The following is a 15,738-nucleotide window of genomic DNA, read 5'->3' as shown; positions in this document are numbered from 1 at the left end:
GCAGGGCGCCGCCGCGTCGGCGCCGCCGGTCAGCCCGGTTCGTGAGAGGAGAGCGCGCTCACCTCACGGGACGTCAACTCCCGGTCGTAGACATGTACGTCGGCGATGTCACCGTTCCAGTAGTCGGTGGCCTTCCCGCCGAACTTGCCCCGCCCGATGATCACGCCACCCGTCGGTGTGACGCCGCTGGAAGCGACCCTGGTTCCAGCGGGCTTTCCGTCCACGAAGATCCGCATCCGGTGGTCCTTCTGACTGTACGTGCCGGTCAGGTGGTACCAACGGTCGGGCTTCGGCTCCTCGGACGACTCGGCGACGGTACGGGCGCCGGGGAAACTGAAGGCGAAGTTCCGGTCCTGGCCGGAGTACTGGAGGAAGAACGCGCTGTTCCGCTTGCCGTCCTGGGACAGCGCGGTGTGCATGCCCTTCAGGTCCTGTTCGGTGAGGCGCACGCGCGCGGCGACCGAGTAGTCCTTGCCCGCGGTGTCGAGGCGGGTATTGGTGTCGGCGTACCCGCTGCTGCCGTCCACCCGCAGGGCGCCGCCCTCGGGACCCTCGGTCCACTTCACGCCGCCGCTGAACACGGCGTCGTGCTCGCCGACCTTCGCGGTTCCGGACCGGTGCAGCGGCCACCATCCGAGGCCGTCGAGCGACTCGGCGCTCTCACTCGGGCTCGGGCTCGGCGACGCGGCCGATTTCGCCTCGGCCTGTCCGCTCCCGGAGTCCTGGCCGCGCACCAGTTGGACGCCGACGAAGACAAGCGCGGCGGTCAATACGACGATCGTGCTGATAAGCGCCCATCTGCGCGTCATGAAGTTCCTCAGAGGTGCGGCATAAACGTGTCACTCGTTGGCTACGCACCCCGGCCGAGAACGGTTCACCATGCACGCAGCGGCACCCGGTGACACCCCACATGGCACTCCACATGGCACCCCGGCGGCGCCATGTGGCACCACTTGGCGCCACGTGACGCCATAGGGCTTGCGCGTGGCGCCATAGTGGTGCCACTATGACGTCATGGACCTCACGCCCTACGTCGACACCCTGCACCGCGAACTCGCGGTGGCCGCCGAAGCCGGCGGGGACGAAGCACGCGAGCTGGCCGAGCGGCTCACCGCTCCCCTGGAGTCGGCGACCCGGCTCACGATGCTCAACGTGCTCTCCGCCGCCATGGACGAGATCACCCGCGACCTGGCGCCCGGTTCGGTCGACGTGCGGCTGCGGGGGCTCGACCCCGACTTCGTGGTGACACCGCCCCCGCGCGACACACCGGCGGCACCCGCCGAGCCCCTTCAGACCCCCGCCGCACCGTCCGTCCCCGAGACCGACGAAGGCGGCACCGCCCGCGTCAACCTGCGCCTGCCCGCCCACCTCAAGGCCCGCGCCGAGGAGGCCGCGAGCCGCGAGGGCCTCTCGGTCAACGCGTGGCTGGTGCGCGCGGTGTCCGCCGCGGTCGACGGCGGCGCGGCCCCCCGTACGACAGAGAAGACCCGCACCGTCGGACAGAGCTTCACGGGGTGGGTGCGCTAACCGCGCCCGACCCCGTCCGCACCACAGCCAACAGAACGGCACACCACGCCCCATCAGCGGGGACGCCCCAACGAGCCAGGAGGACGGGACAGCCATGCCTGCTTACGAGACCCCCGAAGCCATTTCGGTCAACGCCCATGTGGGCGCCGGTTCCATCCAGTTCAGCGCGAGCGAGCGCCCCGACACGGTCGTCGAGGTGAAGCCCGCCAACCCGAAGCGCGGCAAGGACGTGCGGGCCGCCGAGCAGACCGAGGTCAGGTACGCGGGCGGCGTCCTCACCGTCAGGACGACGGAGCGCCGCATGATCGGCCCCAGCGGCATCGTGCACGTGTCCGTCGAGCTGCCCGCCGGCTCCTCCGTCGACCTCACCGGTTCCTGGACCCAGGTGCTCGGCGAGGGCCGGCTCGGCAGGGTCGACGTGAAGACCTCGGGCGGCGACATCCGCCTCGACACCACGGGGGCGCTGCGCCTCAAGGCGGCGCACGGCTCGGTCCGCGTGGACCGGGTCGAGGGCATGGCCGAGGTCACCACCAGCTCCGGCAGCCTGCGGGTCGGCCACGTCGACGGCCACGCCGTCCTGAAGAACTCGCACGGCACCACGATCGTCGGCACCGTGACCGGTGAGCTGCGGGTGAACGGCGCGTACGGCGACGTCGAGGTCGAGCGCGCCGAGGCCTCGGTCGCCGCCACCACCGCCCACGGCGCCCTTCGCGTGGCCGATGTCGCCCGCGGCACCGTCCAGTTGGAGACCAGCTACGGCGCCATCGAGGTCGGCATCCGCGAGGGCACCGCCGCCTGGCTCGACGCCCACGCCGACAACGGCCAGGTCCGCAACACCCTCACCGCCTCCGAGGCGCCCGCCGAGTCCGAGGACTCCGTCAAGGTCCGCGCCCGCACCAAGTGGGGCGACATCGACGTCCGCCGCGCCAAGTTCTGAGCGCGCGGGCTCAACTCCCGTACGCGGCCGAGCACTTCACCGGCACCTTCGCCGAAATCGAAATCCGAAATCCGAAACCCGTCACCGCCACCGTCACCCATCACCCATCACCCATCACCCCGCACCCTCACACCGGAGGGCCCCATGCCTTCATCTGTCATGTCCACATCCACCCACGGCGAGACCGGACGGCTCCCCCTCGCCGTCTCCACCGTCGGCCTGCGCAAGTCCTACGGCGACAAGACCGTCCTCGACGGCATCGACCTGAGCATCCCCGCCGGTTCGGTCTTCGCCCTGCTCGGGCCGAACGGGGCGGGCAAGACGACGACCGTGCGGATCCTGTCCACGCTCATCGACGCCGACGGCGGGCAGGCTCAGGTCGCCGGCCACGACGTCGCCGGATCGCCCGACGGCGTACGCGCCGCGATCGGGGTCACCGGGCAGTTCGCCGCCCTCGACGACCTCCTCACCGCCGAGGAGAACCTGCTCCTCATGGCCGACCTGCTGCGGCTCGGCAAGCGCGAGGGCAGAAAGCGGACCAAGGAGCTGCTCGAACGGTTCGGCATCGCGGACGTCGCCAAGAACCGCGCCGCCACGTTCTCCGGCGGCATGCGGCGTCGGCTCGACCTCGCCATGACGCTCGTCGGCGACCCTGAGGTGATCTTCCTCGACGAGCCGACGACCGGGCTCGACCCGCGCAGCCGCCGCACCATGTGGGAGACCGTGCGCAACCTCGTCGCCGGCGGCGTCACCGTCTTCCTGACCACGCAATACCTCGAAGAGGCCGACCAGTTGGCGGACCGCGTCGCCGTGCTCGACGGCGGCCGGATCGTCGCCGAGGGCACCGCCGACGAGCTCAAGGCGCAGATCCCCGGCAGCCACGTGCGCCTGCGGTTCAACGACTGGTCCGAGTACGAGCGGGCCGCGGAGGCCTTCCCCGGTTCGGCCCGTGACGACGAGGAGCTCGCGCTGCGCATCGCGGGGGACGGCGATCTCGCCGCGCTCCGCGGCCTGTTCGACCGGCTCGACGCCGCCGGAGTGCACGCCGCCGACTTCTCCGTGCACACCCCCGACCTCGACGACGTGTTCCTCGCCCTGACCGGCGACGGCACCGACGCCAGTCCGCTTCACGTCAAGGAGACCCTGCGATGAGCACCGCGACCAGCACACTCACGTATGCCGTGCACGACTCGATGACGATGCTGCGGCGCAACATCAAGCACGCACTGCGCTACCCGGCCGTCTCGCTCGGCGCGTCGATGATGCCGATCCTGATGCTGTTCCTCTTCGTGTTCGCGTTCGGTGACTCGATGTCGGGCGGCGCGGGACGGGACGCGTATCTGGAGTATCTGACGCCCGGCGTCGTGATCATGGGGGTCGCGGCCGGTGGCATGTCGACCTCGATCGCGGTCTGCCAGGACATGACCGAGGGCATCATCAACCGCTTCCGCACCATGAACATCACGCGCTCGTCGTTCATGACGGGCCATGTCGTCGGCAGCGTCCTCACGACGATGGTGAGCCTGGTGCTCGTGGTCGCCGTGGCGATCGCGCTCGGTTTCCGGCCCGACGCGAACCCGGTCGAGTGGCTGGCCGCGGTGGGACTGCTCGCCGCGATCGCGTTCGCGGTGACCTGGCTGGCGGCGGCGCTCGGCCTGAAGTCCAAGACGGTCGAGTCGGCGAGCAACAAGCCGCTGCTCATCCAGTTCCTGCCGTTCCTCGGCTCCGCGTTCGTGCCGGCCGACTCGATGGCCCCCGGGCTGCGCTGGTTCGCCGAGAACCAGCCGTTCACGCCGATGACCGAGACGCTGCGCGGGCTGCTCACCGGTTCGGCGATCGGGAACGACTGGTGGATCTCGCTCGCCTGGTGCGCCGGGATCACCGTCGTCGGCTACGTCTGGTCGCGCAAGCTCTACAACGCCAACACGGAGCGCTGACCGGGCGGTTCACCGTGGGGGCTCCGCGCCGGAGCCCCCACCTTCGCGTGCCCTCACGTCCCCGAGTCGCCGCGCGCGAACGCCACCGTCAAGTCCCGGACCAGTGCGTTGCGTTCGTACTCGTCCAGCTCCACGAGGCCGCGTCCCGTCAGCCGTTCGAGCGTGTCCTCCACCGAGTCGACGACGCTGGTGAGCACGCCCGCCCGCTGCCGCGCGTCGAGCGCCGCGATCCGGCGGCGGCGCATCGCGTCGGCGACCTCCGGCGCGTACTCGATGCGCGTCGGGCGCACCGCGAGCACCTCGACGCCGATCGCCGCGCACTCCTCGGACAGCACCTGGGCGATCTCGGCGCCGACCGCCTCGGGGTCGCGCAGGGTCGGGGCCGACTCGTGGAAGGCGCCGGGCGGCAGCCGCGAGAACACCCGGGCGAGCGCCACCTCGATCTGCCCGCGCAGATACGCGTCGTGGTCCTGCACCGCGAACAGGGCCCGCGCGGTGTCCCGCACCCGCCACACCACCAGGGCCTCGACGCGCAGCGCCATGCCGTCCGCGTCGACCGCGGGCAGCGGCTCGCTGCGCCAGTGCCGCAGCCGTACGTCGATCCGGCGGCGCAGTACGAGCGGGTTGACCCAGCGAAGGCCGGTGCGGCGCACGGTGCCGCGGTAGCGGCCGAAGAGGCTCAGGCCGAGCGCGCACCCCGACCGGCACCGGGTCAGCCCGCCGAAGGCCAGTACGGCGAGCATCGCGCAGCCCGCGACGTACGCGCCACGGGCCGCCCGGACGGCGTTGTCACCCCGCGCCGGGGCGCCGGGCCCGAGGAAGTCGGTGACCGTGTCCGGGATCCAGCCGAGCAGCCGGCACCCGTGGACCACGCCCGCGAGCGCCAGCATCCCCGCCGCCGCGCCCAGCCAGCCGGGCAGCGACCACCCCTCGCGCTCGTCGACCTCGTCCCGCTGACCCATCGGCCCTCCCGAATCCCGTGAACACGACCTCGCCACCTTCACGTTATGCGGCGATAGGCGAAAAATGCCGGAATTCAAGGAGGGTGTGGGGCCGCTACAGCCGCAGCTCCCCGTACGCGCCCGCCGGGACGGCCGGGCTGCGCGGCGCCACGGGCGTCAACTGCCGGTAGCCCTCGCCCTGTTCGGGCCGCGTGTCCTCCTCGCCCTTGTTCGGCCAGTACGACATCGCCCGCTCGGCCTGCGCCGTGATCGTCAGGGACGGGTTCACGCCGAGGTTCGCGGAGACCGCCGAGCCGTCGACGACGGAGATGCCGGGGTGGCCGTGGACGCGGTGGTAGGGGTCGATCACGCCCGTCTCCGTGGAGTCGCCGATGGCGCAGCCGCCGAGGAAGTGGGCGGTCAGCGGCTTGCCCATGAGCTCGCCGAGGTTGGTGCCCGCGAAGCCGTTGATGGACTCGGCGATCAGGCCCGCCGCCTTCCAACCCTCCGGTATGTGGACCGGGTTGGGGGTGCCGTGGCCCTGTTCGGCGGTGAGCAGTCCGCGCCGGTCGAGGCTCGTCGTCAGCGAGTTGTCGTGGGTCTGCATGACGAGCCCGATGATGGTCCGCTCCGACCAGTGCCGCAGGGCGACGGTGCGCGCGACGAGGACCGGGTGGGAGAGGAACGCGAGCGCGGCGGCGACGGGCTTCGGCAGGTTCCGCCGGTACTGGGGAACGCAGATCAGGGCCATGAGGTTGGAGCCCTTGCCGTAGCGGACGTTCTCGATGTGGGTGTTCGCGTTGGGGTGCACGGACGAGGTGATGGCGACGCCGCGCGTGAAGTCGATGTCGGGCCTTCCGTAGCGGCGCGGCCAGGTCAGGGCGCCGACGAGCGCCTCGGAGTTGGTGCGGGTGAGCTCGCCGAGGCGGCGCGACAGACGCGGGAGCACGCCGTCGTCGCGCATGCGGTGCAGCAGGCTCTGGGTGCCGTACGTGCCGGCGGCCAGGACGACACGACGGGCGCGAAGCACGGTGCGGCGGCCGCGGCGGCGCTTGTTCGTGGGCACGGTCGTGACCTCGAAGCCCGCGCCGCCGGGGAGCTCCCGCACGCTCGTGACGGTCGTCATCGCCCGCACCTCGGCGCCGGCCCGCTCGGCGAGGTGCAGATAGTTCTCGGTGAGGCTGTTCTTCGCGCCGACGCGGCAGCCGGTCATGCAGGAGCCGCACTCGGTGCAGGCGGCGCGGGCCGGTCCCGCGCCGCCGAAGTAGGGATCGGGAACCTCCGTGCCCGCCTCGGCCGTTGTCGTACCGTCGGCGTCCTTCCCGTCGCCGAAGAAGACGCCCACGGGCGTGAGCCGGAAGGTGTCCCCCGCGCCCATCCGCCCGGCCGCGTCCCGCAGCAGCTCGTCGGCCTCGGTGGTGGTCGGGTTGGTGCGCACGCCGAGCATGCGCCGCGCCTGCTCGTAGTAGGGCGCGAGTTCGGCCTGCCAGTCGGTGATGTGCCCCCACTGCCGGTCCTGGAAGAAGGCGGGCGGAGGCACGTACAGCGTGTTGGCGTAATTGAGCGAACCGCCGCCCACCCCGGCGCCCGCGAGCACCATCACGTTCTTCATCAGATGGATGCGCTGGATCCCGTACATCCCGAGGCGTGGCGCCCACAGATAGTCGCGCAGCTTCAGCGACGTACGGGGAAGGGTGTCGCGCGAGTAGCGCCGCCCGGCCTCCAACACGCCGACCCGGTAACCCTTTTCGGTCAGCCGGAGCGCGGAGACGGAGCCGCCGAAGCCGGAGCCGACGACGAGGACGTCATAGTCGTACGTCACTGAAGACACGCTCTCAGGCACCGTAGAGCTCCTCGATCTCCCGCTCGTACGCGCCCATGACGGCCCGCCGCTTGATCTTGAGGGACGGAGTGAGCAGCCCGTTCTCCTCGTTGAACTCGCCTTCCACCAGCGTGAACTTGCGGATCGACTCGGCGCGGGAGACGGCCTCGTTGGCGTAGTCGACGGCCTTCTGGACGTCCGCGAGGATCCGGGGATCGCGGATCACCTCGGACATGGGGGTGTCGGCGGGCATCTTGCGCACGCTCAGCCAGTGCGCGACGGACTCCGGTTCGAGGGTGATCACTGCGGCGATGTACGCGCGGTTGTCGCCGACGACGATGCACTGGCCGATGGGCGAGCGGCTGCGCAGCCGGTCCTCCAGGACGGCGGGCGAGACGTTCTTGCCGCCGCTGGTGACGAGGATGTCCTTCTTGCGTCCGGTGATCCTCAGATAGCCGTCGTCGTCCAGCTCCCCGAGGTCGCCGGTCGCGAACCAGCCTTCCTCGTCGAGGACTTGATCGGTGGCTGCCTGGTTGTTCCAGTACGCGCCGAAGACGATGCCGCCCTGGATGAGCACCTCGCCGTCGTCCGCGATCCGGATGGCGCTGCCGGGCACGGGCAGGCCAACCGTGCCGGGGCGGGGCCGGAGCGGCGGGGTGATCGTGGCGGCGGCCGTGGTCTCGGTGAGGCCGTAGCCCTCGTAGATCACGACGCCGGCGGCGTAGAAGAAGAGGTTCAGATTGCGGTCGAGGGGCGAGCCCCCGCTGATCGCGTACCGCAGCCGCCCACCGAGCTCCTTGCGCACGCGCCGGTAGACGAGCAGGTCGTAGAGCCCGTGCGCGAGCCGGAGCCCGACGCCCGGCCCCTTGCCCCCGTCCAGGAACCGCTCCAGATGCGCCTCGGCGAACCGCACCGCGATCCGGTCGGCGCGGTCGAAGGACGAGCCGCGCCCGAGCTTCTCGGCCGTCGCGCGCCCGGTGTCGTGGATCTTCTCGAAGAGATACGGCACGCCGACCACGAACGTCGGCCGGAACGAGCGCAGTTCGGGCCGCAGCTCGTCGGGCTTGATGCTCGGGCAGTGCCCGAGCTCGATGCGGGCGAGCATGCACGCCACCTGGATCGTCCGCCCCAGGATGTGCGCGAGGGGCAGGAAAAGGAGCGTCGACGCGGTCTGCCCGGTGATCGCCTTGAAGATGGGGTGCAACAGTTCGACGGTGTTCGCGGCCTCGGCGTACAGGTTGCCGTGCGTGAGGACGCAGCCCTTGGGCCGGCCGGTGGTGCCGGACGTGTAGCAGACGGTCGCGATGCTGTCGGGGGTGAGCGCGGCCCGCCGCTTGACGATCTCCTCGTCGGCCACGTCGGCGCCCAGGGCGGCGAGTTCGAGCACGGCGCCCGCGTCGATCTGCCGAATGCCGGGGCGGTCGGCCTCGGCCAGTGTCGCGATCCCCTCCTCTGCCGCGGCGGCGTTCTCCGGGGTCTCGACGATCAGCATCGTCGCGCCGGAGTCCCGCACGATCCACTCGATCTGGCCGGGCGACGACGTGGCGTAGATCGGCACGGTCTGCCCGCCCGCGGCCCAGATCGCGAAGTCCAGCACCTGCCACTCGTAGCGGGTGCGCGACATCAGGGCGACGCGGCCGCCCGGTTCGAGCCCCGCCGCGATCAGCCCCTTGGCCGTGGCGGTCACTTCACGGGCGAACGCGGCGGCGGTGACCGGCCGCCACTGACCGCCTTCCTTCCTCCGTACGACGACGGCGTCCGGCGCGTCGTCGGCGTTCAGATACGGGATGTCGGCGGGCGTGGACCCGTCCTTCGGCGGCTCGGCGAGCGCCGCGACGCGCGCCTCGCGCACGACCCCGTGCTCGCCCCTGACCAGTTCGACCTTGGCGCGATCGGCGAGGTCGCCGCGGGCCCCGGCCCGTTTCAGATCTGTGCGTACGCCCATGACGGCTCCCGTGTGCGCGGCTGCCCGACTCGTACTTACTCCAGAGTCAACTTACCTACGCGTAAGGAAAATTCAATGGTCGCGTACGAATCCGCGACCACCGTGGGCGATTCGCCTGCTACGGCGCCCAGACCTCGCCGTCGAGCACGTCCCGCATCCCCACCCACACCATGTTCATCAGGCGCAGCGTGATGCCCTCCGGGGACTGGCCGGGGTGGCGCTCCATCCAGTCGGTGAGCGAGTCGGCGGCGCCCACGAGTGCGTGCGCGACGAAGTCGGCGTCCTCGTCGCCCAGTTGGGAGCCGCGGCCGCTGTCCGAGATGCCGTCCCTGATGAGCCCGGCCACCTCGGCCATGATCGCGCGGCGCGCGTCGGCCACGGCCGCGGCGATCGCCTCGCTCAGCTCGGAGGCCTGCCGGTGCAGCACGACCCAGCTGTCGCGGCGCTCGGCGACGAACGCGAAGAACGCCGAGAGCCCTGCGTACAGCCGCAGTTCGGGCGCGGCCCCCGCACCCCGCGCGGCCTCCTGGAAGGCACCGACAAGCCGCCCCGCCTCCCGCCTCAGACAAGCGAGAAACAGCCCTTCCTTGGAATCCAGGTACAGATACACCATCGGCTTGGAGATCCCGGCGAGTTCGGCGATCTCATCCACGGACGCGGCGTGGTAACCGCGTCTGGCGAAGACCCGCACACCGACGTCGATGATCTGCTGCTCGCGCATCTGACGCGGCATGCGCTTCCTGCGCGCCGCCGTACGCCCTTGAGCCGCTCCCGATGTGCCCGTCACCCTTGTCAGCCTATCTACGTCGCCGTAACCTTACCAATCAGTAAACTTACTAATCGGTAAGGTCGCAATAAGCACCTAGGGAACCAAGGAGAGTGTGCCCATGAGCGGTGCCGAGGAGATCGCGGCGCTCGACTTCGCGAGCGTCACGCCCGAGGAGTTCGCGCGGATCGTGAAGGGGCTTTCCGCGAAGGAGATCAGCCAGATCGCGCGGGACGAGGAGCTGCGCACCCGCGTCCTCAAGGAGGTCTTCGGGCGCATGGAGCGGCAGTTCAAGCCCGACGTCGCGGGCTCGCTCGAAGCGCTGATCCGGTGGAAGGTCACCGGCCAGGACGAGGTCCCCGAGGCGGTCTACGAGACGAAGATCGCGAACGGCACCTGCACGGTCACCGAGGGCCGCTCGGACGCCGAGCCGCGCGTCACGCTCATCATGGGCGACGCCGACTTCCTCAAGCTGGTCTCGGGCAACTCCTCGCCGGTCACGATGTTCATGATGCGCAAGGTCAAGATCGCGGGCGATGTGGCGCTCGCCTCCGGCCTGACCCGCTACTTCGACATCCCCAAGGCCTGAAGGAGGATCGGTCGATCATGCCCTTCTCTCTCGAACTGAGCGAGGAACAGCGCGACCTGCGGGACTGGGTGCACGGCTTCGCCGCCGACGTCGTACGCCCCGCGGCCGCCGAGTGGGACGAGCGCGAGGAGACTCCCTGGCCGGTGATCCAGGAGGCCGCGAAGATCGGCCTCTACGGATTCGAGTCACTCGCCGAGATGTTCGGCGACCCGAGCGGCATCTCGCTGCAGATCGCCAACGAGGAGCTGTTCTGGGGCGACGCCGGCATCGGCATGGCCCTCTTCGGCACCTCGCTCGCGGTGGCCGGGATCTTCTCCTCCGGCACACCCGACCAGCTCGCCGAGTGGGTGCCGCAGTGCTACGGCGACGAGGACGACCCCAAGGTCGCGGCGTTCTGCGTCTCGGAGCCGCAGGCGGGGTCCGACGTCGCCGCGATGCGCACGCGCGCCCGCTACGACGAGGCGAAGGACGAGTGGGTCCTGTCCGGCCAGAAGGCCTGGATCACCAACGGCGGCATCGCGAACGTGCACGTCGTCGTCGCCTCCGTCGACCCCGACCTCGGCTCGCGCGGACAGGCGGCGTTCATCGTGCCGCCGGGGACGCCGGGCCTCGAAGGCGCCAAGAAGATACGGAAGTTGGGCCTACGGGCGTCCCACACGGCCGACGTCTTCCTCGACGACGTCCGCGTCCCGGGACACTGCCTGCTCGGCGGCAAGGAGAAGCTGGACGCCCGCCTCGCACGGGCCCGTGAGGGAACGCGCTCCTCCGGTGGCCGTGGCCAGGCCGCGATGTCGACCTTCGAGGTCAGCCGACCGACGGTCGGCGCACAGGCGCTCGGCATCGCGCGCGCCGCGTACGAGTACGCGCTGGACTACGCGGGCGACCGCGAGGCGTTCGGCCGCCCCATCATCGAGAACCAGGCGATCGCGTTCGCGCTGGCGGATCTGCGTACGGAGATCGAGGCGTGCCGGCTGCTGATCTGGCAGGCGTCGTGGATGGCCCGCAACGACAAGGTCTTCGACGCGGGCCAGGGCTCGATGTCCAAGCTCCGCGCGGGTGAACTGGCCGTCGCGGCGAGCGAGAAGGCCATCCAGGTCCTCGGCGGAGCCGGCTACAGCCGGGAGCACCCGGTGGAGCGGATGTACCGGGACGCGAAGATCTACACGATCTTCGAGGGCACGAGCGAGATCCAGCGGCTCGTGATCGCACGAGCGATCTCGGGGCGGCAGATCCGCTGAGCGCGGGGCGGCTGAGCGGGGCCGCCGAGCGCGGGGCCGCGGCGCGTGCGGGGACTGTGACGCAGAACGACGACATAGCCGTTGTTCTGCGTCACAGTCCCCGCACGCGCCGCGCTACGACACCACGTCCTTGCGCGCGAACCCCCGGAACGCCAGCGCGAACAGCACCACCGCGTACGCCACCGACACCGACGCCCCCTGGATCATCCCGCCCCATTCGGGCTGCGTCTGGATCGCGTCCGCCCAGGCGAACTGCCAGTGCGCGGGCAGGAAGTCGCGCCAGTCGCCGAGCGCGGTGACCGCGTCCAGAACGTTGCCGACGATGGTCAGGAAGACCGCGCCGCCGACCGCGCCCAGCGGGTTGTCCGTCTTCGTGGAGAGCCAGAACGCGAGCCCCGCCGTGACCAGTTGGGACACGAAGATGAACGCGACGATCACGAGCAGCCGCTGCACCGCCGTGCCCGCCGGCAGCGCCCCGCCGGTCGGGATGTCCAGCGGGCCCCAGCCGTACGCCACCGCGCCGACCCCGAGCGCGACCAGCGGGAGCAGCAGCATCGCGGCGAGGCTCAGCCCGAACGCGACGGCCAGCTTGGACCACAGCAGGCGGGCCCGCGGCACCGGCGCGGCCAGCAGATAGCGCAGGCTCGACCAGTTCGCCTCGGAGGCGACGGTGTCGCCGAAGAACAGGGCCACCGGGATGACCAGCAGGAATCCGGCGGACACGAACAGGCTCGTCGCCGCGAAGTTCGCCGCCGACGCGGTGGCGGTGTCCATCAGGTTCACGCGCTGCCCGCCGTCGCCTCCGGCGCCCGGCTCCCCGCCGATCGCGAACGCGGCGACGAGCACGAACGGGAGCAGTGTCAGGACCGCGCCCATCACGAGCGTGCGCCGCCGCTTCACCTGGCGTACGAGCTCCACGCGCAGCGGGAGCGTGCGGGCGGGGCGGTATCCGTGGGCGAGTTCGGGACGCCCGCCGTGCGACCCGGTGCCGACTTCGGTCGTCGTCATGCCGATGCCTCTCCGATGAGCGTCAGGAACGCGTCCTCCAGGCGGCGGTGCGGGCCGAGGGAGCGCACCGGTATGTCGAGCCGCACGAGCTCCGCGACCAGCCGGGCGGCCGGGTCGGACCCGGTGACCGGGCCGGTGACCGGGCCGGGGTCCGGGCCGGGGTCCGGTTCCGGTGCGAGGCGGACCAGCAGGCCGTCGTCGACCCGCACCACCGATTCCACGCCCGCGAGGCCGCCCGCCTTCTCCACCAGCGCGTCGGAGACCTCGCCCGCGATGCCGACGAGCAGCGTGTCGCCGGAGCCGATGATGTCCGCGACGGGGCCCGCCTGGACGAGCCGGCCGCGGTCCATCACCACGAGGTGCGTGCAGGTCTGCTCGACCTCGGCGAGGAGGTGGCTGGACACGATGACCGTGCGTCCTTCGCGCGCGTAGCGGATCATCACCTCGCGCATCTCGCGGATCTGCGGCGGGTCGAGTCCGTTCGTCGGCTCGTCGAGGATGAGCAGGTCCGGGAGGCCGAGCATCGCCTGGGCGATCGCGAGGCGCTGGCGCATGCCCTGCGAGTACGTGCGCACCGCGCGCGCCAGCGCGTCGCCGAGGCCCGCGATCTCCAGGGCCTCGTCGAGGTGCGCGTCAGCGGCCGGGCGACCGGTCGCCTTCCAGTACAGCTCCAGGTTCTCCCGGCCGGACAGGTGCGGCAGGAAGCCCGCCCCTTCGACGAAGGCGCCGACGCGGGACAGGACCGGGGAGCCCGCCCTGATCGCGTGGCCGAAGACCCGGATCTCGCCCTCGTCGGGCCGGATGAGGCCCATCAGCATGCGCAGGGTCGTGGTCTTCCCCGCGCCGTTCGGCCCGAGGAGGCCGAGGACCTGGCCCTGCTCGACGCGGAAGGACAGGTCGCGCACCGCGTACCGGTCCGTGGACCCCGCGTACTTCTTGCTGAGGTCCGTGATCTGGAGCGGGACCTCGGCGAGCGCCGGGTCTGCCACGGGCGCCGACGTCCGCCGCCGGGCCGTGAGCAGGAGGCCCGCCGCGAGGACGAGCGCCCCGCCGGGCAGCCACCACACCCACGCGGGCAGCGGGTCGGCCTGCGTCCGCACCTCGGGGGCGGTGGGCACGCTCAGGTTGTCGTGCACGGAGACCTGGTACGTCGCCGGCTCGTTCGGCGACGCGTAGCCGAGGTCGGTCGCGGAGAACACGAGCCGCAGCTTGTGGCCCTTCTGCACCTCGTGGTCGACGGCCGGGAGCGTGACCCGCACGTCCTTGCCCGCGCCGCCCGCGCCGGTCACCTTGACCGGCGTCACCAGCTGCGAGGGCAGCACCTGGCGCGTCCCGTCGGGACCGGAGTCGTACACCTTCGCGAACAGCACGGCCGTGCCGGTGGAGGACTTCACGTGCGCGGTGACCGTCGGGGAGCCGGTGATGCGCACCGAGCGCTTCAGCGGCGCCGAGTCGAAGCGGGCGAACTGGCCGGGGTACTCCAGGGAGAAGCCGACGCCGAGCGACGTCGACAGGTTCGACACCTTGCCGAGGCCCGGCACCGAGGAGATCGACGGCGGTCCGCCGCCCGGCGGGTTCTGGAAGGTCTCGGTCGCCGACTTCAGCGGCACCGCCGTGCGCCGCTCGCCGCGCAGGCCGGGGTACAGGTCGCCGCTCGCGCCGCGCAGCGTGGCCGCGCCGTCCGTGGAGTCGACGCCGCCGGTGCGGGTGACGCGGAACGCGGGGCCCGTGTCGACGTTCTCGTCCTTCAGGTAGCGGTCGAACCAGGACGTCACGCGCTGGTGCAGCCGGTCGACCTCCATGTCGCCGCCGTCGTGCCCGCCGTTCAGCCAGTCGACCTCGACCGGAGCGCCGTTCGCCTTGACGTGGCGCGCTATCTCGTCGGCCTGCCCGAGCGGGAAGAGCGAGTCCGTCTGGCCCTGGGCGATGAACGTCGGGACCTTGATGCGGTCGCCGACGGCGACGGGGCTGCGCTCCTCCAGGAGCTTTCGCGCCGCGGCGTCCGGCTTCCCGGAGACGGCGACGCGCTTGTACATGTCGCACAGCTTCTTCTCGAAGCGGCCGCAGGCGAGCCCGGCCTCACTCGTGCGCGTGCCGAGCTGCGCGGAACCGGAGGTGAAGAAGGCGCCCGCCCACAGCTTCTTGAAGACGCCGTCGGGGAACAGCGCGTCCGCCAGGTTCCAGTACGTGATCTGCGGGGCGATCGCGTCGACCCGCTTGTCGTACCCCGCCGCGAGGAGCGAGATCGCGCCGCCGTACGAGGCTCCGGTGACGCCCACGCGCGGGTCGCCCGGCTTGTCGAGCTCCACCTCGGGGCGCTTCGCGAGCCAGTCGATCATCCGTGAGACGTCGGCCACCTCGTGCTTCGGATCGTTCAGGCCGATCTTGCCGCCGGACCTGCCGAAGCCGCGGGCCGACCAGGTCAGGACCGCGTATCCGTGGGCGGCGAGCTTCTCCGCCTCGGTGCGGACATCGGCCTTGCTGCCGCCGAAGCCGTGCGTGAGCAGCACGGCAGGCCGCTTGTGGGACGGGTCACCCGCCGTGAAGTACGAGGTGTCGATGCGCACACCGCCGCCCATCGGCATCATCCGGTCCTGCCGGTGCACGGCGGACGCCCCGCCGGAGCCCGATGCTGCCGCCGCCCAGCCGGCCCCGGCCCCCGCGAGCACCACGAGGGTCGCCGCGACGGCGATCCACCGTCGCGGCCATCCGCGGATTCGCTCACGCCACTCGCGCCGTCGAAAAGACATGCGCTCAACGGTATGCGCACCCACCGACAACCTCTGCATCCGGTGGTCTGAGACCCTCGGCCTCCCAGCGGCGTACGGCACCGCTGCCACGTACCACGGCCGCAGTACACCCGTCCGCCCCGACGCCACGGGGCTCCGCCCCGGACCCCGCGCCTCAATCGCCGGCGGGGCTTGAATTGCCCACCCGTCGCCTTGGGCAATCTGCCGCCTTGGGCGGCAGGGTGGGCAAGGCGGCCCCCGGTGCCGCGCGCCGAGAACGACGGCCTCGACCCCGGTAC

At 71.4% G+C, this 15,738-nt stretch carries 13 protein-coding genes; 6 read left to right on the top strand and 7 right to left on the bottom strand.

All coding sequences use genetic code 11. From position 1 onward, the window contains the following. Positions 1–29: 29 nt before the first annotated feature. Positions 30–809 (bottom strand): LamG domain-containing protein, encoded by a 780-nt coding sequence (locus tag ACP4E5_RS28605; protein WP_425833558.1) that lies wholly within the window; start codon positions 807–809, stop codon positions 30–32. Positions 810–1,014: 205 nt separating this feature from the next. On the opposite strand from ACP4E5_RS28605, the gene ACP4E5_RS28600 reads away from it, so the two are divergent. From ACP4E5_RS28600 to ACP4E5_RS28585, 4 genes are all read left to right on the top strand, one after another. Then, the gene (locus ACP4E5_RS28600; RefSeq protein ID WP_425833556.1) at positions 1,015–1,527 is read left to right on the top strand and encodes a toxin-antitoxin system HicB family antitoxin; all 513 of its coding nucleotides are present in this window, start codon (positions 1,015–1,017) and stop codon (positions 1,525–1,527) included. A 94-nt stretch (positions 1,528–1,621) separates the two neighbouring features. Next, positions 1,622–2,464 carry a DUF4097 family beta strand repeat-containing protein gene (locus tag ACP4E5_RS28595; protein WP_425833554.1) on the top strand — a complete coding sequence of 281 codons (843 nt, stop codon included), beginning with the start codon at positions 1,622–1,624 and terminating at the stop codon, positions 2,462–2,464. Positions 2,465–2,623: 159 nt separating this feature from the next. Further along, positions 2,624–3,616 (top strand): ATP-binding cassette domain-containing protein, encoded by a 993-nt coding sequence (locus ACP4E5_RS28590; RefSeq protein ID WP_425833552.1) that lies wholly within the window; start codon positions 2,624–2,626, stop codon positions 3,614–3,616. Continuing rightward, positions 3,613–4,401 carry an ABC transporter permease gene (locus tag ACP4E5_RS28585; RefSeq protein ID WP_425833550.1) on the top strand — a complete coding sequence of 263 codons (789 nt, stop codon included), beginning with the start codon at positions 3,613–3,615 and terminating at the stop codon, positions 4,399–4,401. The genes ACP4E5_RS28590 and ACP4E5_RS28585 overlap by 4 nt, the downstream gene beginning before the upstream one ends. Before the next feature lie 53 nt (positions 4,402–4,454). Here the strand turns inward: ACP4E5_RS28585 and ACP4E5_RS28580 are convergent, their stop codons facing one another. From ACP4E5_RS28580 to ACP4E5_RS28565, 4 genes are all read right to left on the bottom strand, one after another. Continuing rightward, complete coding sequence (locus tag ACP4E5_RS28580) at positions 4,455–5,363, bottom strand: SPFH domain-containing protein (RefSeq protein WP_425833548.1); 909 nt, start codon at positions 5,361–5,363, stop codon at positions 4,455–4,457. Positions 5,364–5,457: 94 nt separating this feature from the next. After that, positions 5,458–7,173: an FAD-dependent oxidoreductase gene (locus ACP4E5_RS28575; RefSeq protein ID WP_425833546.1), complete on the bottom strand. Its 1,716-nt coding sequence runs from the start codon at positions 7,171–7,173 to the stop codon at positions 5,458–5,460. Between the two features lie 4 nt (positions 7,174–7,177). Then, positions 7,178–9,109, bottom strand: a complete 1,932-nt coding sequence (locus tag ACP4E5_RS28570; protein ID WP_425833544.1) for an AMP-dependent synthetase/ligase — start codon at positions 9,107–9,109, stop codon at positions 7,178–7,180. A gap of 118 nt (positions 9,110–9,227) precedes the next feature. Then, complete coding sequence (locus ACP4E5_RS28565) at positions 9,228–9,842, bottom strand: TetR/AcrR family transcriptional regulator (RefSeq protein WP_425833542.1); 615 nt, start codon at positions 9,840–9,842, stop codon at positions 9,228–9,230. Positions 9,843–9,996: 154 nt separating this feature from the next. On the opposite strand from ACP4E5_RS28565, the gene ACP4E5_RS28560 reads away from it, so the two are divergent. Both ACP4E5_RS28560 and ACP4E5_RS28555 read left to right on the top strand, forming a co-directional pair. Beyond that, on the top strand, positions 9,997–10,464 hold the full coding sequence (locus ACP4E5_RS28560; protein ID WP_425833540.1) for an SCP2 sterol-binding domain-containing protein: 468 nt from the start codon (positions 9,997–9,999) through the stop codon (positions 10,462–10,464). 14 nt (positions 10,465–10,478) lie between these two features. Next, on the top strand, positions 10,479–11,702 hold the full coding sequence (locus ACP4E5_RS28555) for an acyl-CoA dehydrogenase family protein (RefSeq protein WP_425841722.1): 1,224 nt from the start codon (positions 10,479–10,481) through the stop codon (positions 11,700–11,702). A 114-nt stretch (positions 11,703–11,816) separates the two neighbouring features. On the opposite strand, the gene ACP4E5_RS28550 is transcribed toward ACP4E5_RS28555, so the two are convergent. Together ACP4E5_RS28550 and ACP4E5_RS28545 are read right to left on the bottom strand one after the other, a co-directional pair. Then, positions 11,817–12,710: an ABC transporter permease gene (locus tag ACP4E5_RS28550; RefSeq protein WP_425833537.1), complete on the bottom strand. Its 894-nt coding sequence runs from the start codon at positions 12,708–12,710 to the stop codon at positions 11,817–11,819. Then, entirely contained in the window at positions 12,707–15,460 is a 2,754-nt protein-coding gene (locus tag ACP4E5_RS28545; RefSeq protein ID WP_425833535.1) for an alpha/beta fold hydrolase, read from the bottom strand. The genes ACP4E5_RS28550 and ACP4E5_RS28545 overlap by 4 nt, the downstream gene beginning before the upstream one ends. Between the last annotated feature and the right edge of the window lie 278 nt (positions 15,461–15,738).

The organism is Streptomyces fractus, assembly GCF_049844455.1.
GTDB classification, from domain to species: Bacteria; Actinomycetota; Actinomycetes; order Streptomycetales; family Streptomycetaceae; genus Streptomyces; species Streptomyces fractus.
Note: the sequence above shows the minus strand (reverse complement) of the source record. Positions and strands in the feature narration are given on the sequence as shown.